This is a genomic window from Kitasatospora sp. NPDC052868 (assembly GCF_044547105.1).
GTDB lineage: Bacteria > Actinomycetota > Actinomycetes > Streptomycetales > Streptomycetaceae > Kitasatospora.
In genome coordinates this window covers 61,405-83,075 of record NZ_JBITZW010000025.1, presented here as the reverse complement: position 1 = coordinate 83,075, position 21,671 = coordinate 61,405, and the positions used below count along the sequence as shown (strand labels likewise).

The following is a 21,671-nucleotide window of genomic DNA, read 5'->3' as shown; positions in this document are numbered from 1 at the left end:
CACCGGAGGGCGTACGCTGCGCGCGGGGGAGCGACTGCCCGCAGACGTCGGGTTTGAAACGTTGGAAGACGCGAGAGGACGGCAGATGCAGGGGACCGTGGGTGAGCTGGGCGAGTTCGGACTCATCAGGGAGCTGACCGCCCGGGTACCGCTCACCGATGCGGTCGACCTGGGCCCGGGTGACGACGCCGCCGTGGTGAAGGCGCCGGACGGCCGGGTGGTGGCCACCACCGACGTGCTGATCGAGGGCCGGCACTTCCGCCGGGACTGGTCCACCGCGTACGACGTGGGCCGCAAGGCCGCGGCGCAGAACCTCGCCGACGTGGCCGCGATGGGCGCGGTGCCGACCGCGATACTGCTCGGCCTGGTCGCCCCCGCCGACCTGCCCACCACCTGGGCCACCGAGCTGATGGACGGGCTGCGCGACGAGTGCCAGGTGGCCGGCGCGACGGTGGTCGGCGGCGACGTGGTGCGCGGCGACACCATCACCCTGGCCATCACGGCGCTCGGGGACCTCCAGGGGCGCGCGCCGGTGACCCGCGCCGGTGCCCAGGTGGGCGACGTGGTCGCGGTGACCGGCTGGCTCGGCTGGTCCGCGGCCGGACTGACGGTGCTGCAGCGCGGCTTCCGCTCCCCGCGGGCCTTCGTGGAGGCGCACCGCCGGCCCGAGCCGCCGTACCACGCGGGCCCGGCCGGTGCGGAGTTGGGCGCCACCGCGATGATCGACGTGAGCGACGGGCTGGTCGCCGACCTCGGCCACGTCGCCCGGGCCAGCGCGGTGGACATCGACCTGAAGGCGGCCGACTTCGACGTCCCGGCCCAGATGGCCGACATCGGCCAGGCGGTCGGGGTGGACCCGCTGGTCTGGGTGCTCTCCGGCGGCGAGGACCACGCGATCGTGGCGACCTTCCCGCGCGGGATCCAACTGCCCGCCCGCTGGCGGGTGGTGGGCGAGGTGACCGGTCGGCCCAGCGGCCGGCGCGGCGGCCGGGTCACGGTGGACGGCGAGGCCTGGGACCGCGCCGCGGGCTGGGACCACTTCGCCGAGTGACGTCCGGGCCGTGGACGTGACGCCGTCCCAGGGCGGTGACCGCGTAGGCTTGCCGTCACCTGAGCCTGCCCGGTTTGTCCGGGCAGGTGGTCTGAACCACGGCGGAGCGGGAGAGCACAGCCACCATGCGCATCGGTGTCCTGACCAGCGGCGGCGACTGCCCCGGCCTCAACGCGGTGATCCGTTCGGTGGTGCACCGGGGCACCGATGTGCACGGTGACGAGATCGTCGGGATCGAGGACGGCTTCCTCGGTCTGATCGAGGGCCGCACCCGGCCGGTCTCGCACGACGACGTCACCGGACTGCTCACCCTCGGCGGCACCATCCTCGGCTCGGCCCGGGTCCAGCGCGACCGGATCGCCTGGGCGGTGGACAACGCGCGGACGCTGGCCGGCAACATCGGCATCGACGCGCTGATCGCGATCGGCGGCGAGGGCACGCTGACCGCCGCCAAGATGTTCAGCGACGCCGGCCTGCCGGTGGTCGGGGTTCCGAAGACCATCGACAACGACATCGCCGCCACCGACGTCACCTTCGGCTTCGACACCGCCGTGCACGTCGCGACCGACGCGATCGACCGGCTGAAGACCACCGCCGAGTCCCACCAGCGCGTGATGGTGGTGGAGTTGATGGGCCGGCACACCGGCTGGATCACCCTCACCGCCGGCATGGCGGGCGGCGCCCACGGCATCCTGATCCCGGAGAAGCCCTTCGACATCGAGGCGGTGGCCCGGATGGTCGAGGACCGCTTCTCCCGGGGCAAGAAGTTCGCCATCATCGCCGTCGCCGAGGGCGCCGCGCCGCTGCCCGGCACCATGCGCTTCGACCACGGCGAGGTCGACCGGTTCGGCCACCGGACCTTCGGCGGGATCGGCAACCGGCTCGCCAACGAGCTGGAGAACCTGCTCGGCAAGGAGGCCCGGCCGGTCATCCTCGGCCACACCCAGCGCGGCGGCACCCCCACCGCCCGCGATCGGGTGCTCGCCACCCGGTTCGGCTGGCACGCCGTGGAGGCCGTCCACAAGGGGGCGTTCGGCCACTTCACCGCGCTGCGCGGCAGCGAGATCGAGCTGGTGCCGGTCGCGGAGGCCGTCACCCACCTCAAGACCGTGCCGCAGGACCGCTGGGTGGAATCCGAAGCCGTGCTCTGAACCGGCCCGGGTAGGTTTGGCCCCATGGCTCTCCCGTCGCCCACCCCCGCCCCCGGCGGCCACGCTTCGCGCGGCCCCTCCCTCGCGCCTCCCCGCGTGCTCACCGTCGCCGGATCGGACTCCGGCGGCGGCGCCGGCATCCAGGCCGACCTGAAGGCGATGCTCGCCCTCGGCGTCCACGGCATGAGCGTGATCACCGCCGTCACCGCGCAGAACTCGCTCGGTGTCCAGGGCTACTGGGAGCTGCCCGCCGAGGCCGTCCGGGCCCAGTTCCGCAGCGTGGTGGACGACATCGGCGTCCAGGCCGTGAAGACCGGCATGCTCGCCTCGATCGAACTGGTGGAGACCGTCTCCGAGCTGCTGGCCGGGGTGTCCGCGCCGGTGGTGGTCGACCCGGTCGGGGTCTCCAAGCACGGGGACGCGCTGCTGGCCGCCGAGGCCGTCGCGACCGTCCGGGAGCGGCTGCTGCCCGTCGCCACGCTCGCCACCCCGAACCTGCACGAGGTGACGCAGCTCACGGGCCGCACCGTCGAGGACGAGTCCCAGATGCTCGACGCCGCGAAGGCGCTGCTCGACCTCGGGCCGCGCTGGGTGCTGGTGAAGGGCGGGCACCTGGAGGGCGAGGCCGCCGATCTGCTCTACGCCGGCGCGGGTCAGGAGTACTGGTACCGCGCGCCCCGCTACGACAACCGGCACACCCACGGCACCGGCTGCACGCTGGCCAGCGCGATCGCCGCCGGGCTGGCCAAGGGCGAGCCGGTGCCCGGGGCGGTGGCCTCGGCCAAGGAGTACATCACCGGCGCCATCGCCGGCGGGTTCGCGCTGGGCGCCGGGATCGGACCGGTCGACCACGCCTGGCGCTGGCGCTGAGAACAGCCCTGGGCGGGCCCGAGGGCCCGCCCAGGAAGGCGCGGAAGGCACCGGAGGTGCGCAGGCGCGGAAGGAAAAACAGGAAGCCGGCCCATCCGAGGATGAACCGGCTTACTGGAGGACCGGCTTACCGGTCTGCGCGTCAGCGCGAGACCTTACCGGCCTTGATGCACGAGGTGCAGACGTTGAGCCGCTTCGGCGTCCGCCCAATCACAGCGCGCACCGTCTGAATGTTGGGGTTCCAACGACGGGGGGTACGGCGGTGAGAGTGGGAGATGCTGTTGCCGAAGCCCGGCCCCTTGCCGCAGACGTCGCAGTTGGCAGCCACAGGAGTCACTCCAAGACTTCAGATCATTTACGTTCGAAAACCCCGCCAACCCACCGGAGCACTCACGTGAACCAGACTGGACTAATGGGGTGAGCCTGGACTGTTCCAGGCAACCGGAAGAGCATACAACGCTTGCTTCCGTTCAACGAAACTACCACGACCGCGCAGGTGATCGCTGCGCTCGCCGCCCCCCGCACCCGCCCGCGGCCCCCGATAACCTGCCGGTATCACCCCTCGCCGTTCATCCTGAGGCCATCGCGGCGTCCCATCCGGAGGAGACCTGGTGCTGCACACGCTCGACGCCCCGGCCGTGCGCACCTGGTGCCAGCTGGCCCTGCGCGCGCTCGGCCAGGCCCGCGAGGAGATCGACGCACTCAACGTCTACCCCGTCCCCGACGGCGACACCGGCACCAACCTCTACCTGACCGTGGAGTCCGCCGCCGCCGCGGTCGAGACCCGCTTCACCGATCCGGTCGGGGGCGCCGCACCCGGGCTCGCCGAGGCCGCCCGGGCGATGGCCCGCGGCGCGCTGATCGGCGCCCGCGGCAACTCCGGCGTGATCCTCGCCCAGTGGCTGCGCGGCACCGCCGAGACGCTCGCCGAGGGCGGCGGAGCCGACCAGCTGCGGGCCGCCCTCCAGCGGGCCTCGGACTCCGCCTACCAGGCCGTCGCCGAACCCGTCGAGGGGACGCTGCTGACCGTCGCCCGGGTCGCCGCCCGGGAGGCGGTCCGGGCCGGGGACGGCCTCGCCCAGGTCGCCGACACCGCCTACCGGGCCGCCCGGGACGCGCTGCGGCACACCCCCGAGCAGCTCGCCGTGCTCGCCGAGGCCGGGGTGGTGGACGCCGGCGGACGCGGCCTGGTCGCCGTCCTCGGCGCGCTCGCCGACGCCGTCGCCGGGCACCAGCCGATGGGCCCGGTCGCGCTGCGCGGGGACGTGCGGATCGCGGAGAGCTGCGAGGGGCACGTGCGGCCGCCCGGCCCCGGGCACCCCGCGTTCGAGGTGATCTACCTGCTGGACGCCCCCGACGAGGCGCTGCCCGCGCTGCGCGCCCGGCTGGCGGAACTCGGCGACTCCCTGGTGGTCGGCGGCGGCGACGGCCTGTGGAACGTCCACGTGCACGTGGACGACGCGGGCGCCGCCGTCGAGGCCGGGGTCGGGGCCGGGCGGCCGCACCAGATCCGGATCACCCACTTCGCCGAGGCCGCCGCCCGCTCCGGGACCGCCGACGAGCGGGGCGAGCGGGAGGAGCGCACCCGCGCGGTGCTCTCCGTGGTCTCCGGCGCGGGCCTGGCCGAACTCTGCGAACAGGCCGGCGCCGTCGTCCTGCACGCCGACCCGGACCGCCCGCCGGCCAGCGCCGAACTCGCCGCCGCCGTCCGCCGGTCCGCCGCCCGCGAGGTCGTGCTGCTGCTCAACGACCCCGAACTGCGGGCCGCCGCCGGGGCCGCCGCCGACCAGCTGCGCGAGGAGGGCGTGCGGATCGCCGTGCTGCCCACCCGCTCGCCGGTCCAGGGCCTGGCCGCGCTCGCCGTCCACGAGACCGGTCGGCGCTTCGACGAGGACGTGGTCGCCATGACCTCGGCCGCCGGCGCCACCCGGTACGCCGAACTCGCCTTCGCCGAGGGGGAGTCCTGGACGATGGCCGGGGTCTGCCAGGCCGGGGACGTGCTCGGGCTGATCGACGGGGACGTCGCGGTGATCGGCGCCGGGCTGGCCGAGGTCGGCACGAGCGTGCTCGACCGGATGCTCGGCGCGGGCGGTGAACTCGTCACCCTGATCCTCGGCGAGGGCGCACCCGAGGGCCTGGCCGAGGGGCTGGTCGCGCACGCCCGGCACCGGCGGCCCGAGGTGGACGCGGTGGTCTTCCACGGCGGCCAGGAGTCCGCGCCGCTGCTCATCGGGGTGGAGTAGCACCCGGACTGTCGGCCCGGTGGTGTAAACAGGGCGGTGATGGGCGCTCTCGACGAACCACTGACCAAGCTCGTCGGCGACCGCACCGCGAAGGTGCTCGCCGACAGCCTCAAGCTGCGCACGGTCGGGGACCTGCTGCACCACTACCCGCGCCGCTACGTCGAACGCGGCCAGCTCACCAGCCTGGACGAGCTGGAGATCGACGAGCACGTCACCGTGCTGGCCCGGATCGAGAAGGTCACCCTGATCCCGTTCCGCGGCCGCAAGGGCGACCGCCTGGAGGTCGTCGTCACCGACGGCCGCAGCCGGCTCTCCCTGGTGTTCTTCAACCAGGGCTGGCGGCAGAAGGAGCTGCGGTCCGGCGCCCAGGGCCTGTTCGCGGGCAAGGTCGGGGTCTTCAACCGCAGCCGCCAACTGGTCTCGCCGGACTACCAGCTGCTCGACGAGGAGGCCGGCTCCGAGGCCGCGCAGCAGTTCGCCGGCCGGCTCATCCCGGTGTACGGCGCCAGTGCCCAGATGCCCAGTTGGAAGCTCTCCATCTGCATCGAGACGGCGCTCACCAAGCACCTGTCCGACGTCGGCGAGCCGCTGCCCGCCGACCTGCGCGAGCGGCACGACCTGATCCCGCTGCCCGAGGCGCTGGAGCTGATCCACCGCCCGCGCGGCCAGGCGGACCGCGAGCGCGCCCAGAGCCGGCTGCGCTGGGACGAGGCCTTCGTCCTCCAGGTCGCCCTCGCCCAGCGCCGGGCGGCCGACTCCGCGCTGCCCGCCAAGCCCCGCCCGCGCCGGGCCGGCGGCGTGCTGGACGCCTTCGACGAGCGGCTGCCGTTCACCCTCACCGAGGGCCAGCAGACCGTCTCCACCGAGATCTTCGCCGACCTCGCGGGCGAGCACCCGATGCACCGGCTGCTCCAGGGCGAGGTCGGCTCCGGCAAGACCCTCGTCGCGCTGCGCGCCATGCTCGTCGCCGTCGACGCGGGCGGCCAGGCCGTCCTGCTGGCGCCCACCGAGGTGCTGGCCCAGCAGCACCACCGCTCGATCGTCGAGATGATGGGGGACCTCGCCGAGGGCGGCATGCTCGGCGGCTCGGACCTCGGCACCAAGGTGGCGCTGCTGACCGGCTCGATGGGCGTCCCGGCCCGCCGCCAGGCGCTGCTGGACATGGCCTGCGGGGACGCCGGGATCGCGATCGGCACGCACGCGCTGATCGAGGACAAGGTGCAGTTCCAGGACCTCGGCCTGGTCGTGGTGGACGAGCAGCACCGCTTCGGCGTCGAGCAGCGGGACGCGCTGCGCGCCAAGGGCGAACAGCCGCCGCACCTGCTGGTGATGACGGCGACCCCGATCCCGCGGACCGTCGCGATGACCGTCTTCGGGGACTTGGAGACGTCGGTGCTGGACCAGCTGCCGGCCGGCCGCTCGCCGATCTCCACCCATGTCGTCCCGGCCGTGGAGAAGCCCAACTTCCTTGCCCGGGCCTGGGAGCGGGTCCGCGAGGAGGTGGGCAAGGGCCACCAGGCGTACGTGGTCTGCCCCCGGATCGGGGACGAGGAGCCCGCCGACCCGAAGAAGCGGCGCAAGGCCGCGGCCGGCGCGGACCTGGAGGACGTCGGCGCCGACAGCGACGAGCGCCGGCCGCCGCTCTCGGTGGTGGAGACCGCCGAGATGCTGCTGAAGGGCCCGCTGGCCGGGCTGCGGGTGGAGATCCTGCACGGGCGGCTGGCGCCAGAGGCCAAGGACGAGGTGATGCGCCGGTTCGCGGGCGGCGAGGTGGACGTCCTGGTGGCCACCACGGTGATCGAGGTCGGCGTCAACGTGCCCAACTCCACCGCGATGGTGATCATGGACGCGGACCGCTTCGGCGTCTCCCAGCTGCACCAGCTGCGCGGCCGGGTCGGGCGCGGCAGCGCGGCCGGGCTCTGCCTGCTGGTCAGCGACATGCCCGCGGGCAGTGCCGCCCGGGCCCGGCTGGAGGCGGTGGCCGGCACGCTGGACGGCTTCCAGCTCTCCCGGATCGACCTCGAACAGCGCCGCGAGGGCGACGTGCTGGGCCAGGCGCAGTCGGGGGTGAAGTCCTCGCTCAAGGTGCTCTCGGTGCTGGAGGACGAGGAGGTCATCGTCACCGCCCGGGCGGAGGCCACCCGGCTGGTCGCCGAGGACCCGGAGCTGGCCGCCCATCCGGAGCTGCGCACCGTGCTGGAGAGCCTGATCGACGAGGACCGCGCGGCCTATATGGAGAAGGGCTGAGCCCCGAGACCGGGCAGCCTCGGAGGGCCCGATTGTCAGACCCCCGCGAGAGAATGTAGTTGTTCAGGGCGCACCCCCAAGGTGCGTACCTGGCACGACACTTGGGGGTCCTGCCATGGCATTCCGTCATCTCAACGAGCTCCCGCTCGGCGACAAGGTCTTCCGGATCGAACTCGCCAGCGACGACGACCGCGAGGTCACCCTCACCCTGACCGGCTGGCGCGAGGGGGCCGCCGCCGCGCCCCTCGCCTCCGGCAAGCTCCGGCTGCCGGTCGAGGACGTCGCCTCGCTGCGGATCGCGCTCAACCGCGCGCTGCGGGCCCTGGCGATCGTCGCCGATGTCTCCGAGCCCATCCCCGACCGTGACGTCCTGCGCGAGCTCTACCCCGGCCACGGCGCCCCCTGGGTGCCGCAGCACGAGGAGGAGCTGGTCCGGCGCTTCCACGACAGCGAGACCGTCGCCCGGATCGCCGCCCGCTTCGGCCGCACCCCCGACTCCGTCCGCACCAAGCTGCGCGAGCTCGGCCACGACCCGCGCCGCCCCGAGTACTGCCCGCCCGACGGCTGCCTGTCCTGGTCCCGCTACGCCTCGCCGGCCCTGCTCGGCGCCACCGCCCCGGCCCCCCAGGCGGCCGGCGAGTGACCGGGCGGTAGCCACTTCCCAATCCCACCCCGCCGGTCTGCCGGCGGGGTGGCGGCCGTATAGCGTGGTCGGGCAGCGACGAAAGGACCTCCCACCACCATGACCCGCGTGATCGCCGGGGCGGCCGGCGGCCGCCGCCTGGCCGTACCGCCCGGCCGGGGCACCCGCCCGACCTCCGACAAGGCCCGCGAGGCGATGTTCTCCACCCTGGAGGCGTTGCGCGGCACGATCCACGGGGCCCGGATGCTCGACCTGTTCGGCGGATCGGGCGCGGTCGGCCTGGAGGCGCTGTCGCGCGGCGCCGAGCACGTCCTGCTGGTCGAGGCGGACGGCCAGGCGGCCCGGGTGATCCGGGAGAACGTGCGGACGCTCGGTCTGCCGGGAGCGGAGCTGAAGGCGGCCCGGGCCGAGAAGGTGATCGCCGGCCCCGCCCCGGAGACCCCGTACGACCTGGTCTTTCTCGACCCGCCCTACGCCGTCACCGACGACGAGCTGCGCGAGATGCTGATCACACTCCTGGCCGGGGGCTGGCTCGCGGACGACGCACTCGTCACCGTGGAGCGCAGCACGCGAGGCGGCGAGTTCGGCTGGCCCGAGGGCTTCGACGTGTTGCGCTCGCGTCGCTACGGCGAGGGCACGCTCTGGTACGGTCGCGCCGCCGCCGAGGCCCGCCAACACCCGTAGCGGGCCGCGGCCCGCAGCAGTCGTCACCCCACGAGGGAGCATTCACGCCATGCGTCGCGCCGTCTGTCCCGGATCGTTCGACCCGATCACCAACGGTCACCTCGACATCATCGAGCGGGCCTCGAAGCTCTACGACGTGGTGCACGTCGCGGTCGCGGTCAACCGGAACAAGCAGGGCATGTTCACCATCGAGGAGCGGATCGCGCTGATCGAGGAGACCACCGCCCAGTACGGGAACATCGTGGTCGAGTCGCACCTCGGCCTGCTGGTGGACTTCTGCCGGGAGCGCGACATCCCCGCGATCGTCAAGGGGCTGCGGGCCGTCAGCGACTTCGACTACGAGCTGCAGATGGCCCAGATGAACCACGGGCTGACCGGCGTCGAGACGCTCTTCCTGCCGACCTCGCCGACGTACAGCTTCCTGTCGTCCACGCTGGTCAAGGAGGTCGCCTCGTACGGGGGCGACGTCTCGCACCTGCTGCCGGCGACGGTGCACGACCGGCTGGTCGAGCGGATCGCGGAGCGCAGGGCGCAGTAGGCCGCCGAGTCCGTTTCTGCCGGTTCGTCACGGCTTGTCCCGGGGCGGGGCGACCGGGTCGGTCCGAGCGTTGTGACCTCGCCGCGCAGGGGCCGTACAGTCTGTATTCCTGCCCTGCGGTGAGGTCCACCGCGCCGGGCCTGCCTCCGCCGGACCGTCGGCGGCACACGGAAAGACGAAGCCCCGTGGACGTGCAGAACAAGGTCGACCAGATCGTCGCGGCCGTCGAGAACGCCCGCTCGATGCCCATGTCGGCCTCCTGCGTGGTGAACCGAGCCGAGCTGGTCGGACTGCTCCAGGACCTGAGGGCGGCGCTGCCCGCCGAGCTGGCCCAGGCGCAGTCGGTGATGGCCGACCACGAGCAGGTGGTGGCCGACGCCCAGGCCGAGGCCGAGCGCATCATCCACGGCGCGCACGCCGAGCGCGGTTCGCTGATCTCCGACACCGAGGTGGTGCGCCGGGCCCAGGCCGAGGCGGACCGGATCCTCGCCGAGGCGCGCGCCGAGGTGGAGGCCAAGCTCGCCGAGGCCGACGACTACGTGGACAGCAAGCTCGCCAACTTCGAGGTCGTGCTGACCAAGACGCTGGGCTCGGTCGGCCGCGGCCGCATCAAGCTGCGCGGCGACGCCGGCGTCTTCGAGACCGACTTCAACGGCGAGAGCGACGGCGAGGAGTTCCAGCCGCAGCGGATCAGCCCGAGCCCCGAGGTCGACGAGTACGTCGATGTGAAGCTCGCCACCCTGGAGACCGTCCTCGGCAAGACGCTGGAGGCCGTCGGCAAGGGCCGCGACAAGCTGCTCGGCAAGGCCCCGATCGACGAGCTGGGCGCCTACCTGGCCGCCGCGGACCAGGCCCAGCAGGCCAAGAACCGCGCCGAGGCGGTCGCGGCCGGCTTCGCCGCGGACCCGGACGGCGAAGAGGTGCCCTGGTACCGCGAGGAGGTGCCGCAGCAGCAGACCTGGCCGGAGCAGACCCCGGCCGCGGCCGGCTGGCAGGCCCCCGGCACGGACCAGTACGCCGCCACCGCGCAGCAGCAGGGCGGCCAGTACGCCGAGGTGTACGGCGGCGGCTTCGACCCGGCGGGTCAGGCCGACCCGTACGGCGCCCAGTACGGCTACGGTCAGCAGCACCAGCCGCAGCAGCAGGGCTACCCGGCCGGCCAGCAGGACGGCTACGGCTACCCGCAGCAGCAGCAGGGCTTCACGGCGCAGCAGTACGACGCCTACGGCTACCCGCAGGCCCCGACCGCCCCGCCGGCGGTGCCGCCGCAGGCCCCGCAGCAGCCCGGTCTGGACGAGACCAGCTTCTTCGACACCAGCATGATCGACATGACCAGGCTGCGGGAGCTCGGCGGCCGCTGATCCGGGCCCGGCCGGGCAGCGACGTCCGGCCGAAGTTGGGCCTGGCGGGAGACTCCGGTAGTCTGACCACTCCGGCCTCTCCGTGTCGGGCTGTCGGTCTGCCCGCGCATCCACCCGATGAGCAGCGCCGCGCATCAGTTTTCTCAGGAAGTCAGGACACCTTGAACCGCCTCGACCACCGCGACCCCCTCGTGTTCGACACGCACGAGCTCGGTCGTCGCCCCGGCTCGCTGCGCAAGGTGTCCCGGACTCTGGAGGCCCCCGAGGGCCTCGGGATCATCGATGTGATCGGCGTACCGGAGAAGAGCGAGATCCGGCTGGAGCTTCGCCTGGAGTCCGTGGTCGAGGGCGTGCTGGTCACCGGCACCGCCGAGGCCGGCGTCGAGGGCGAGTGCGTGCGGTGCCTGGAGCCCGTCGAGGACGACCTCGAGGTGGACTTCCAGGAGCTGTACTACTACCCGGAGTCCGACGAGCGCATGCGCGCCCGGACCTCCGGGACCGAGGACCTCGACGAGGACTCGGAGGAAGAGACTTACCGCCTGGAGGGCGACTTCTTCGACCTCCAGCCGGTGCTGCGTGACGCGGTGGTGCTCGCACTGCCGCTGCAGCCGGTGTGCCAGGACGACTGCCTGGGCCTGTGCTCCGAATGCGGAGCGCGCCTGAGCGACGACCCGACGCACCACCACGACGCCGCCGACCCCCGGTGGGCGGCTCTGCAGGGACTCTCCGCCGCCCCCGGCGACGAGGGTGACGGGATCAAGAACAGCGACACCCGTGAGGGTGCCGCCGAGAACCAGGAGAAGTAGCCGTGGCTGTTCCGAAGCGGAAGATGTCGCGCAGCAACACGCGCCACCGCCGTTCCAACTGGAAGGCCGTCGTTCCGGCCCTCGTGGCGTGCGACAGCTGCCACGAGCCGAAGCTCGGCCACATTGCGTGCCCGAGCTGCGGCACGTACAACCGTCGCCAGGTCCTCTCGGTCTGATCGGCGGGTGTACGGATCGATGTCGGACGGTAACCCCTCCCGCAAGTCGTCCTCCAGCAATGGTGGCAAGGCCGGCGGGCCGGCTTCGACCGAATACGACGTTCTGGAAGGGCGCCTCGGGTACACACTTGAGCGCGCCCTTCTGGTACGTGCCCTGACCCACCGCTCGTACGCGTACGAGAACGGCGGGCTGCCCACCAACGAGCGCCTGGAGTTCCTCGGCGACTCGGTGCTGGGCCTGGTGGTGACCGACACCCTCTACCGCGTCCACCCGGACGTTCCCGAGGGCACGCTCGCCAAGCTGCGCGCCGCGGTGGTCAACTCGCGCGCGCTGGCCGACGTCGGCCGGGGCCTGGAGCTCGGCACGTTCATCCGCCTCGGCAAGGGCGAGGAGGGTACCGGCGGCCGCGACAAGTCGTCGATCCTCGCCGACACCGTCGAGGCCGTTATCGGCGCCGTCTACCTGGACCAGGGTCTGGACGCGGCCACCGAGTTCGTCCACCGGTTGTTCGACCCGCTGATCGAGGAGTCCTCTCAGCTGGGCGCCGGCCTGGACTGGAAGACCAGCCTTCAGGAGCTCACCGCCTCGGTGGGCATCGGCGTGCCGGAGTACGTGGTCGAGGAGTCCGGTCCGGACCACGAGAAGACCTTCACCGCGGCGGCCCGGGTGGCTGGCGAGGACTTCGGCAGCGGCGTCGGCCGCTCGAAGAAGGAAGCCGAGCAGAAGGCCGCCGAGAGCGCCTGGCGGGCGATCAAGGAGAAGTACGCCGACCGGGTGCCCGGCGCCAAGGCCTGAGCACGCAGTACCCTTCCTCCTGCCCGTTCCCGCGTGCTGGAGGCTGTAGAGGTGCCCGAACTTCCCGAGGTAGAGGTCGTCCGCCGCGGTCTGGCGAACTGGGTCGCCGGGCGGACGGTCGCCGACGTCCAGGTGCTGCACCCGCGCGCGGTGCGCCGCCAGACCGCCGGTGCGGCCGACTTCGCCGCCCGGCTGACCGGCTCCACGCTCGGTACCGCGCAGCGGCGCGGCAAGTACCTCTGGGTGCCGCTCTCCGGTACCGCCGGGCCGGCGGCCGGGAGCGGCTTCTCACTGATCGGCCACCTCGGGATGAGCGGCCAACTGCTCGTCCAGGACCAGGCGGTGCCCGACGAGAAGCACCTGCGGGTCCGGCTGCGGTTCACCGACGGCGGGCGCGAGCTGCGCTTCGTCGACCAGCGGACCTTCGGCGGCCTGGCGGTCGAGGAGGCCGAGGACGACGACCCGGAGGGCACCCCGGTCTCCATCGCACACATCGCCCGCGACCCGCTGGACCCGCGCTTCGACGACGCCGTCTTCGTGGCCGCGCTGCGGGCCAGGCGCACCACGGTCAAGCGGGCGCTGCTCGACCAGACGCTGATCAGCGGGGTCGGCAACATCTACGCCGACGAGGCGCTGTGGCGCTCCAGGCTGCACTACGACCGGCCGACCGCCTCCGTCACCCGCCCCCAGGCCGCCGTCCTGCTGGCCGCCGCCCGGGACGTGATGACCTCCGCGCTCGCCGTCGGCGGCACCAGCTTCGACAGCCTCTACGTCAATGTGAACGGCGAGAGCGGCTACTTCTCCCGGGACCTCGACGCCTACGGCCGCGAGCACGAGCCCTGCCGCCGCTGCGGTACGGCGATCCGCCGGGCCGCCTGGATGAACCGCTCCAGCTACTTCTGCCCCCGCTGCCAGCGCGTCCCGAGGTTGCGCAGCGGGGGCTGAACAGCCGCTACCGCTTGGTGAGTTCGGGCTCGGCCGAGGGTGCCTCGGCCGAGCCGTGGGTGTCCTGGCCGAAGTAGGCGACGCCGACGGCGGAGACCACGGCGAGCAGGAAGCCGAGGACGCCGAGCCAGCCCAGGCCGGCCTTGGAGGAGTCGCCGAGCCAGAGCACGCCGACCGCACCGGGCAGCACCGTCTCGCCGACCACCAGAGCGGCGGTGGCGCCGTTCACCGAGCCAATCTGCAGGGCGATGGTGTGCACGTACATCCCGCCGAGGCCGCCGACCAGGATGGCGTACAGGGCCGGGTCGGACAGCAGCTTGCCGAGCTCGAACGGGTCGACGCCGTTGAGGATGCGCACGCCGACGCCGAGAGCGCCGAAGCCGAGGCCGGAGAGCAGACCGGCGACGATCGCGCCCTTCGCGCCCATCCGCCGCACCAGCAGGCCGCCGCCGACCAGCAGCACGGTGGTGATGGCCAGCAGCCACCAGTGGAAGGACATCGCCGCCTGGTGGCCGCCCTCCGGCCCGGCGGAGACGGCCAGCAGGACCAGCGCCGAGCAGAGCACGCCGATCGACGCCCACTCCAGCTGCTTGAGCCGGATGCCGAGCAGTTTGATGGAGAGCACCGCGGTGATCACCAGGTTGGCGCTGATGATGGTCTGCGAGAGGAACAGCGGCAGCAGCCGGGCGGCCAGCGCGCCGAGCCCGAACCCGATCAGGTCGAGCACCGTGCCGAGGATGAACTCCCAGGTGACGGCGGCCTTCGCGGTCGAGGAGAGGCTGGGGCCGCCGTGCTCGGTGGTCCCGGTCGAGGAGCCGCGGGCGGCCTCCTCCCGGGCGGAGCGGCGTGATCCGACGGCCTGCAGGACCGATCCGGTGCCGTAGCAGGCGGAGGCCGCCACGGCGGTGACGAGGCCGATGAACACCGAGTGCTCCGATCGAGAGAAACGGTCAAGAGAAGGTCATGGTCCGGGTGGTCCGGCACCACTATGCCTGGTCGCGCGGTACCGTCGGGGCGCCCGGGAGCGCCGGGCGAACGGCCGCGGACCTGCCGGGACGTACGTCCGGGCGGGGTCTGCGGTTCCCGGCTCCGCGCGGTTCAGGGACGGATGGGGGACGGCGGGGGGCGACATCATCCCCGAGGAGGGGCCGGACCCCGGCGGACGGTGGGGGTGCGCCGGCCGACCCGTAGACGAAGGGTATGCCCCCTCCGGGGAGCGCTGGGGGTAGCGTCGGTGGCATGAGAACCCTTGCTCGACGACCGTCCCGGAGCGCCGGCCCGCCGACCCTGGCGGCCGCGCTGGTGGCGGCGCTGCTCGGGCTGCTGCTCGTGCTGGCTCCGGCGGCCTCGGCGGCCGGCGGGCTGGACGATGCCACCGCGGCCCTCAAGCAGGGCCGGGTCTACGTCGACCCGGCGATGGAAGGCCGGTTCAGCCAGAGCCAGGCCGACGCCCTGACCGAGAAGATCCGCAAGACCGACAAGCCGATCTTCATCGCGGTCGTCCCGGCCGCCGATCCGTACGGCGCCACCACGGTCTTCCCCGACCTGCACACCAAGGTGGGCATCACCGGTACCTACGGCATCTGGCGCGGCGACCAGTTCCAGGCCCGCTCGGACAAGGCCGCGCTGCCCAGCGGCAGTGCGGAGCGGATCGCGGGCGCCTCCTTCCGTTCGCACCCGGGCGACATCGACGCCACCCTGAACGACTTCGTCGACACCGCCGCGCCGCAGGTCAAGGGCCACGGCGTGGGCGGCGGCAGCGGTATGTCCGTCGCCGCCGTGGTGATCCCGCTGGCCCTGCTGGCGCTGGCCGGCACCGGTGTGTTCCTGCTGTTCCGCCGGGCCCGGCGGCGCAAGGAGGAGCAGCGCCGCGCCGAGCTGGCACAGCTGCGCCGGGTGGTGGACGAGGACATCACCGCCTTCGGCGAGGAGCTCGACCGGCTCGACTTCAACCCGGGCGCGGCCGACGCCGACGACGTCCAGCGCACCGACTACGCGCACGCCCTGGACTCCTACGAGCAGGCCAAGCGCACCATGGACGAGGCCAAGGGCCCGGCGGACGTCAAGCCGGTCACCGAGGCGCTGGAGGACGGCCGGTTCGCGCTGGCCACCCTGGCGGCCCGGCGGGAGCGGCGCCCGCTGCCGGAGCGCCGTCCGCCGTGCTTCTTCGACCCGCGGCACGGCCCGTCCGTGCAGGACGCCGACTGGGCGCCGGCCGACGGTGCGACGCGCACCGTCCCGGTCTGCCAGGCGGACGCGGCCCGGCTGTCCGCCGGCCAGGACCCGGACATCCGGACCGTGCCGACCGAGCACGGACCGCAGCCGTACTGGAACGCGGGACCGGTGTACGGCCCGTGGGCCGGCGGCTACTTCGGCGGCTTCGGCGGCGGCGGGCTGCTGCCCGGTCTGCTGGTCGGCACCATGCTGGGCTCGATGATGAGCAGTCCGGCCTACGCGGCCGGGTCGATGGACGGCTCCGGCTACGAAGGCGGCGACTTCTCCGGGGCCGACTTCGACTCCTCGGACTTCGGCGGCGGATTCGACGACGGCGGCGGTGGCTTCGGCGGCGGGGGCGACTTCGGCGGTGGTGGCGGCGGGGACTTCGGCGGCGGCTTCTGAGCCGAGGCCCCCGCGCACGGCCCGTGTGTGCAGCGGCCCCCGCCCTGGTCGGCGGGGCCGCTCGGGTTGTCCGGCGGGCCGGGCAGGAGGCGGCGGGCCGGTTTGAAAACGAAACCCTGTGTGGCAGGCTGGCGGTGTGACTTCCGGCACCCCCTCCGCCCTCCCCGGCCGCCCCTGCTCGATCGCCGCCGCCCTTCAGGTGGTCGGCGAGAAGTGGGCGCTGCTCGCCGTCCGCGAGCTCTTCTACGGCAACCACCGCTTCGACCGGATCGCCCGCAACACCGGCGCCCCGCGCGACCGGCTGACCGCCCGGCTGCGTGCGCTGGAGGAGGCGGGAGTGGTCGAACGGCGCGCCTACAGCGAGCGCCCGCCGCGCTACGAGTACCACCTCACCGAGGCCGGCCGGGACCTCGCACCGCTCACCCAGGCACTGCTCTCCTGGGGTGACCGCTGGGTGCTGCCCGAGCCGCCGGTCGGCCTGCGGCACGACCCCGACGGCTGCGAGGCCCACCCGTACGACCCGGCGTGGGTCTGCCGCGGGTGCGGCAGGGAGGGGCACGGCGCCGACCTGCGGCTCGAGATCCACAGCCCCGGCTGGACCAGGGAGGGGCCCGTCGGGGCCTAGGTTCCGCCCGGCCGCCGCCGGGTCCAACATGGTCCAACGGGGCAGGTCAGGGCCGTGCCGGATAGGGTCGGGGCATGCATGGTCGTGACGCGCACGGGGACGAGCCGGTCCGGGTGACCGCCTGGGTGCGGGGCAGGGTCCAGCAGGTCGGGTTCCGCTGGTGGACCAGGGCGAGGGCGCTGGAGATCGGCCTGAGCGGTTATGCGAGCAACCTCGGCGACGGCCGGGTCCAGGTGGTCGCCGAGGGTCTGGCCGCCGACTGCGAGCAGCTGCTCGCACTGCTGCGCGGCCCGGACACCCCCGGCGCCGTCACCGGTGTCACCGAGATCTGGACGGCCGTCGGCGACGGCTACGAGAGCTTCGCGATCCGCTGATCCACGGCGGCCGCCGTGGGCCGTGCGGGGGACGCGGGGCCCACGCGAAAAGATCGGCAACTGCCGGTGTCATACGGTTGCCATCCGGGCAGACTCGTGGTTGACTCCGCATCGAACGATGATCCACGAGCACCTGGTGGACCGGCCCGAGACCGCTTGGCGTGACGACACCGCCATGCAGGTGACAGGGGCGCGGTAGCGTGCGGTGATCGTGTTGACCCTTTCCGTCTTTGGTGAGACGCTGGAAACCCGCGCACACGACCGCGTTTATCCGGCAGGTGCATGCCCTCGTGAGCCCAGCTCACGGCGGATGTGCCGTAGTGCCCAGCCAGCACTACCGGTGACGCGCCGCGCGTGCGTCCCCCTTCCCCCTAGACCTGTACCGTTCCGGTTCGGTCACTCAGCGTGGAGGACCATTCATCATGGCAAAGGCGCTTCTCGGGTATGTCGGCGGCCCCGACCCGCGAATGCTCTCCGAGATGCGACGGCTTCAGCAGCGCGTCCAGGACCTGGAGTCCGAGCTCATTCGGATGCAGGCTGAGAACGACGCTCTCATCGCTGTCGCTGACGAGCACTCGCTGCTCAACAGCATCGACCTGGACCAGCGGGAGCCGGCTCTCACCTGAGTCCCGCCCGGTCCTCACAGATCGACGCCGTTGCGCAAAGAGCCCCGCAAGGGACGCAGTTTGCAAGGGACGCCCTGAGTGGCGTCCCTTCGTCGTGTCCGGGGCCGTCTCGTGGTGTGCGGGTCGTCGCGTCCGCACGGTCGCCGTGTCCGGGGGCGGTTCGGCCGCCCACCGCCGGATACAGTCGCCGCTGGGGGCTCTGGCGAGCAATGAGGAGACCGGCGCGTGCACCTGAAGAGTCTGACGCTGCGCGGGTTCAAGTCCTTCGCCTCCGCCACCACGCTGCGCTTCGAACCGGGCATCACCTGCGTGGTCGGCCCCAACGGCTCCGGCAAGTCCAACGTCGTCGACGCGCTCTCCTGGGTGATGGGGGAGCAGGGCGCCAAGTCCCTGCGCGGCGGCAAGATGGAGGACGTCATCTTCGCCGGGACCAGCGGGCGCGCCCCGCTCGGCCGCGCCGAGGTCAGCCTCACCATCGACAACTCCGACGGCGCGCTGCCCATCGAGTACGCCGAGGTCACCATCACCCGGACCATGTTCCGCAACGGTGGCAGCGAGTACGCGCTCAACGGCGACACCTGCCGGCTGCTCGACATCCAGGAACTGCTCTCCGACTCCGGCATCGGCCGCGAGATGCACGTCATCGTCGGTCAGGGGCAGCTCGACTCCGTCCTGCACGCCGACCCGATGGGCCGCCGGGCCTTCATCGAGGAGGCGGCCGGAGTCCTCAAGCACCGCAAGCGCAAGGAAAAGGCGCTGCGGAAGCTGGACGCGATGCAGGTCAACCTCAACCGGGTCCAGGACCTGGTGGCCGAACTGCGGCGCCAGCTCGGACCGCTCGGCCGACAGGCGAAGATCGCCCGGCGGGCCGCCGGCATCCAGGCCGACCTGCGCGACGCCCGGCTCCGGCTGCTCGCCGACGACCTGCTCACGCTGCGCAAGGCGGTCGAGGAGGAGATCGCCGACGAGCTGGCGCTGCGGCTGCGGCGCTCCACCGTCGAGCAGGAACTCGCCCGCGCGCTGCAGCGCGAAGCCGTGCTGGAGGCGCAGGTCCAGCAGCTCGGCCCGGGCCTGGAGGCCGCCCGGCAGAGCTGGTACCGGCTCTCCGCACTCGCCGAGCGCACCCGCGGCACCATCGGTCTGGCCGAGGCGAGGGCCCGGCACGCCGCCGCCGGCGGGCAGGCCGAGGAGCGCCGCGGCCGCGACCCGGAGGAGCTGGAGCAGGAGGCCGCCCGGATCCGGGAGGAGGAGGGCGCGCTGGCCGAGGCGCTGGAGGAGGCCCGGTACGCGCTGGCCGAGGCGGTGGAGACCAGGGCGGAGCTGGAACGCGGGCTGGCCGCCGAGGAGCGCCGGCTGAAGGACGCCGCCCGGGCCATCGCCGACCGCCGCGAGGGCCTGGCCCGGCTTCAGGGCCAGGCGGCCGCCGCCCGGTCCAAGGCCGGCGCCGCCGAGGCCGAGATCGGCCGGCTCGCCGAGGCCAGGGACGAGGCGCTGCTGCGCGCCGGGGCCGCCCAGCAGGAGTTCGAGGAGCTCCAGGGGCAGGTCGACGCGCTGGCGGCGGACGACGAACAGGCGGACGCCGGGTACGAGGCCGCCCGGGAGGGGCTCGCCGCCGTCGAGCGCGGGCTCGCCGCCGCCCGGGAGGCGGCCGGTGCGGCGGAGCGCGAGCGGGCCGGGCTGACCGCGCGGCGCGAGGCGCTGGCGCTCGGCCTGCGCCGCAAGGACGGCAGCGGTGCGCTGCTCGCCGCCGGCGACCGGCTGGCCGGCCTGTTGGGCCCGGCCGCCGCACTACTGCGGATCGAGCCGGGGTGCGAGACGGCCGTCGCGGCGGCGCTCGGTGCGGCGGCGGACGCCGTCGCCGTCGACTCACCCGCCACCGCGGCCGAGGCGCTGCGGCTGCTGCACAAGGAGGACGCCGGACGGGCCGCGCTGCTGATCGCGGACGCCGGTGAAGTGGACCGACCCGTCGGGGAGTTGCCCGCCGGGGCCCGCTGGGCCGCCGAACTGGTCGACGGACCGGCCGGGTTGCTGCCCGCCGTCCGCGCCCTGCTGGCCGGCGCGGTGCTGGTCGACTCGTTGGACGACGCGCTGCGACTCCTCGCCGAGCACCCGGGGTTGAGCGCCGTGACGGTGGAGGGCGACCGGCTCGGGAGCGGCTTCGCGCAGGGCGGGTCCGGTGCGGCGCCGAGCCTGTTGGAGACCCAGGCGGCGGTGGACGAGACGGCCCGCGCCCTGGATGAACTGACCGAACGCTGCGCGGAGTCGGCCGAACGGCTGGCCGAACTCACCGAACAGCGCCGGGAGTCGGCCGCCGGGCTGGAGCAACTGGCCGCCCGCCGGCGGCAGGCCGAGAAGGAGCGGGCCCAGGTGGCGGGCGCGCTCGGCCGGCTCGGCGGCCAGGCCAGGGCCGCCGCCGGCGAGGCCGAGCGGCTGTCGGCCGCCGCCACCCGCGCCGAGGACGGCCTGGTCCAGCTCCTCGCCGCCGCCGGGGAGCTGGCCGAACGGCTCGCCGCGGCCGAGGAGTCGGCGCAGGCGGGGGAGGACGAGCCGGACGCCGCCGAGCAGCGGCGACTGGCCGAGGGCGCCACCCGTGCCCGGCAGACGGAGATGGAGGCCAGGCTCGCGGTCCGCACCCACGAGGAGCGGGTGCGCGCTCTCGCGGGCCGGGCGGACCAGTTGGACCGGGCCGCCCGCACCGAGCGGGAGGCGCGGGCCCGGGCCGCCGAGCGCCGACGGCGCGCCGTGCACGACGCCGGGGTGGCGAGCGCCGTCGCGGCCGGCGCCCGGCAGCTGCTGGCCTGCCTGGAGGTGTCGCTGGCCCGGGCGGACGCCGGGCGGGCGGCCGTCGAGGAGGCGCGCGCGGAGCGTGAGACCGAGCTCAGGGAGGGCCGGGAGCGCGGCCGGGAGCTGAAGGCCGAGCTGGACAAGCTGGTCGACGCCGGCCACCGGGACGAGGTGCTGCGGGCCGAGAAGCGGCTGCGGATCGAGCAGCTGGAGGCGCGCGCGCTGGAGGAGTTCGGCATCGAGGGCGGCGAACTGCTCGCCTCCTACGGCCCCGACCGGCCCGTCCCGCCCTCGCCGCCGGAGGAGGGACAGGAGCCCGGCGAGCCCCGGCCCTACGACCGGGGCGAGCAGGAGCGGCGGCTCAAGGCGGCCGAACGGGCGTACCAGCAGCTCGGCAAGGTGAACCCGCTGGCGCTGGAGGAGTTCGAGGCCCTGGAGGAGCGGCACGGGTTCCTCGGCGAGCAGCTGGACGACCTCAGGCGCGGCCGGCGCGACCTGCTGGACATCGTCAAGGACGTGGACCAGCGGGTCGAGCAGCTGTTCACCGCGGCGTACCGCGATACCGCCGCCCAGTTCGAGGGCGTGTTCGCGCGGCTCTTCCCGGGCGGCGAGGGCCGGCTGGTGCTGACCGACCCGGACGACATGCTGACCACCGGGGTCGAGGTGGAGGCCCGCCCGCCGGGCAAGAAGGTGAAGCGGCTCTCGCTGCTCTCCGGCGGCGAGCGCTCGCTCACCGCGGTGGCGCTGCTGGTGTCGATCTTCAAGGCCCGGCCCAGCCCGTTCTACGTGATGGACGAGGTGGAGGCGGCGCTGGACGAGACCAACCTGCGTCGACTGGTCGGGATCATGGAGGAGTTGCGGGAGAGCTCGCAGCTGATCGTGATCACCCACCAGAAGCTCACCATGGAGTCCGCCGACGCCCTGTACGGGGTGACCATGAAGGGCGACGGCATCTCCCAGGTGATCAGCCAGCGCCTGCGCACCGGGGCGCCGCCCGGCCGCCGGAGCGGGGACGCGCAGCGGGCGGGGCCGCGCGCGGTCGGCGGCGCACCGGGGTAGTCCGTCTCCTGCCGGTCCGGCCGGATTCGCGCCGAGATCCGTCGGAGACGGCCAGTCCGCCTGCGGTCCGTCG

At 73.6% G+C, this 21,671-nt stretch carries 20 protein-coding genes; 18 read left to right on the top strand and 2 right to left on the bottom strand.

The features are described from left to right. The first annotated feature begins 85 nt into the window (after positions 1-85). The 3 genes from ACIGZJ_RS30515 (at position 86) to thiD (ending at position 3,072) form a co-directional block, all read left to right on the top strand. Positions 86-1,051, top strand: a complete 966-nt coding sequence (locus ACIGZJ_RS30515) for a thiamine-phosphate kinase (protein WP_392929502.1) — start codon at positions 86-88, stop codon at positions 1,049-1,051. 125 nt (positions 1,052-1,176) lie between these two features. Then, positions 1,177-2,202: a 6-phosphofructokinase gene (locus ACIGZJ_RS30510; RefSeq protein ID WP_396460276.1), complete on the top strand. Its 1,026-nt coding sequence runs from the start codon at positions 1,177-1,179 to the stop codon at positions 2,200-2,202. 24 nt (positions 2,203-2,226) lie between these two features. Then, positions 2,227-3,072: a bifunctional hydroxymethylpyrimidine kinase/phosphomethylpyrimidine kinase gene (thiD, locus tag ACIGZJ_RS30505; protein WP_396460275.1), complete on the top strand. Its 846-nt coding sequence runs from the start codon at positions 2,227-2,229 to the stop codon at positions 3,070-3,072. Positions 3,073-3,214: 142 nt separating this feature from the next. Here thiD and rpmB read toward each other — a convergent pair whose 3' ends face one another. Continuing rightward, a complete protein-coding gene (gene rpmB / locus ACIGZJ_RS30500; protein WP_014138233.1) occupies positions 3,215-3,400 on the bottom strand; it encodes a 50S ribosomal protein L28 in 186 nt (61 codons plus the stop codon). Positions 3,401-3,683: 283 nt separating this feature from the next. Here rpmB and ACIGZJ_RS30495 point away from each other — a divergent pair, with 283 nt between their 5' ends. From ACIGZJ_RS30495 to mutM, 10 genes are all read left to right on the top strand, one after another. Continuing rightward, entirely contained in the window at positions 3,684-5,315 is a 1,632-nt protein-coding gene (locus tag ACIGZJ_RS30495) for a DAK2 domain-containing protein (RefSeq protein WP_396460274.1), read from the top strand. 39 nt (positions 5,316-5,354) lie between these two features. Then, complete coding sequence (gene recG / locus ACIGZJ_RS30490; protein WP_396460273.1) at positions 5,355-7,562, top strand: ATP-dependent DNA helicase RecG; 2,208 nt, start codon at positions 5,355-5,357, stop codon at positions 7,560-7,562. A gap of 115 nt (positions 7,563-7,677) precedes the next feature. Next, positions 7,678-8,205, top strand: coding sequence for a hypothetical protein (locus tag ACIGZJ_RS30485; RefSeq protein ID WP_396460272.1), 528 nt, complete (start codon positions 7,678-7,680; stop codon positions 8,203-8,205). A gap of 99 nt (positions 8,206-8,304) precedes the next feature. Beyond that, on the top strand, positions 8,305-8,889 hold the full coding sequence (rsmD, locus tag ACIGZJ_RS30480; RefSeq protein ID WP_392929512.1) for a 16S rRNA (guanine(966)-N(2))-methyltransferase RsmD: 585 nt from the start codon (positions 8,305-8,307) through the stop codon (positions 8,887-8,889). 49 nt (positions 8,890-8,938) lie between these two features. After that, a complete protein-coding gene (gene coaD, locus ACIGZJ_RS30475; RefSeq protein WP_396460271.1) occupies positions 8,939-9,427 on the top strand; it encodes a pantetheine-phosphate adenylyltransferase in 489 nt (162 codons plus the stop codon). A 185-nt stretch (positions 9,428-9,612) separates the two neighbouring features. Beyond that, positions 9,613-10,788, top strand: a complete 1,176-nt coding sequence (locus tag ACIGZJ_RS30470) for a cell division initiation protein (protein WP_396460270.1) — start codon at positions 9,613-9,615, stop codon at positions 10,786-10,788. 161 nt (positions 10,789-10,949) lie between these two features. Continuing rightward, positions 10,950-11,594 carry a YceD family protein gene (locus tag ACIGZJ_RS30465; RefSeq protein WP_392929517.1) on the top strand — a complete coding sequence of 215 codons (645 nt, stop codon included), beginning with the start codon at positions 10,950-10,952 and terminating at the stop codon, positions 11,592-11,594. 2 nt (positions 11,595-11,596) lie between these two features. Then, on the top strand, positions 11,597-11,770 hold the full coding sequence (gene rpmF / locus ACIGZJ_RS30460; RefSeq protein WP_188303282.1) for a 50S ribosomal protein L32: 174 nt from the start codon (positions 11,597-11,599) through the stop codon (positions 11,768-11,770). A gap of 19 nt (positions 11,771-11,789) precedes the next feature. Then, positions 11,790-12,566, top strand: a complete 777-nt coding sequence (rnc, locus tag ACIGZJ_RS30455; protein WP_387950253.1) for a ribonuclease III — start codon at positions 11,790-11,792, stop codon at positions 12,564-12,566. A gap of 51 nt (positions 12,567-12,617) precedes the next feature. Then, positions 12,618-13,511, top strand: a complete 894-nt coding sequence (gene mutM / locus ACIGZJ_RS30450) for a bifunctional DNA-formamidopyrimidine glycosylase/DNA-(apurinic or apyrimidinic site) lyase (protein WP_396460269.1) — start codon at positions 12,618-12,620, stop codon at positions 13,509-13,511. Positions 13,512-13,518: 7 nt separating this feature from the next. On the opposite strand, the gene ACIGZJ_RS30445 is transcribed toward mutM, so the two are convergent. Continuing rightward, positions 13,519-14,436 carry a hypothetical protein gene (locus tag ACIGZJ_RS30445; RefSeq protein ID WP_396460268.1) on the bottom strand — a complete coding sequence of 306 codons (918 nt, stop codon included), beginning with the start codon at positions 14,434-14,436 and terminating at the stop codon, positions 13,519-13,521. Positions 14,437-14,750: 314 nt separating this feature from the next. On the opposite strand from ACIGZJ_RS30445, the gene ACIGZJ_RS30440 reads away from it, so the two are divergent. The 5 genes from ACIGZJ_RS30440 (at position 14,751) to smc (ending at position 21,598) form a co-directional block, all read left to right on the top strand. After that, positions 14,751-16,130: a hypothetical protein gene (locus ACIGZJ_RS30440; RefSeq protein ID WP_396460267.1), complete on the top strand. Its 1,380-nt coding sequence runs from the start codon at positions 14,751-14,753 to the stop codon at positions 16,128-16,130. A 136-nt stretch (positions 16,131-16,266) separates the two neighbouring features. After that, positions 16,267-16,755 (top strand): winged helix-turn-helix transcriptional regulator, encoded by a 489-nt coding sequence (locus ACIGZJ_RS30435; protein WP_396460266.1) that lies wholly within the window; start codon positions 16,267-16,269, stop codon positions 16,753-16,755. 74 nt (positions 16,756-16,829) lie between these two features. Continuing rightward, positions 16,830-17,129, top strand: coding sequence for an acylphosphatase (locus ACIGZJ_RS30430; protein WP_396460265.1), 300 nt, complete (start codon positions 16,830-16,832; stop codon positions 17,127-17,129). A 422-nt stretch (positions 17,130-17,551) separates the two neighbouring features. Continuing rightward, positions 17,552-17,755, top strand: a complete 204-nt coding sequence (locus tag ACIGZJ_RS30425) for a hypothetical protein (RefSeq protein ID WP_392929531.1) — start codon at positions 17,552-17,554, stop codon at positions 17,753-17,755. A gap of 225 nt (positions 17,756-17,980) precedes the next feature. After that, entirely contained in the window at positions 17,981-21,598 is a 3,618-nt protein-coding gene (smc, locus tag ACIGZJ_RS30420; protein ID WP_396460264.1) for a chromosome segregation protein SMC, read from the top strand. Positions 21,599-21,671 lie beyond the last annotated feature (73 nt).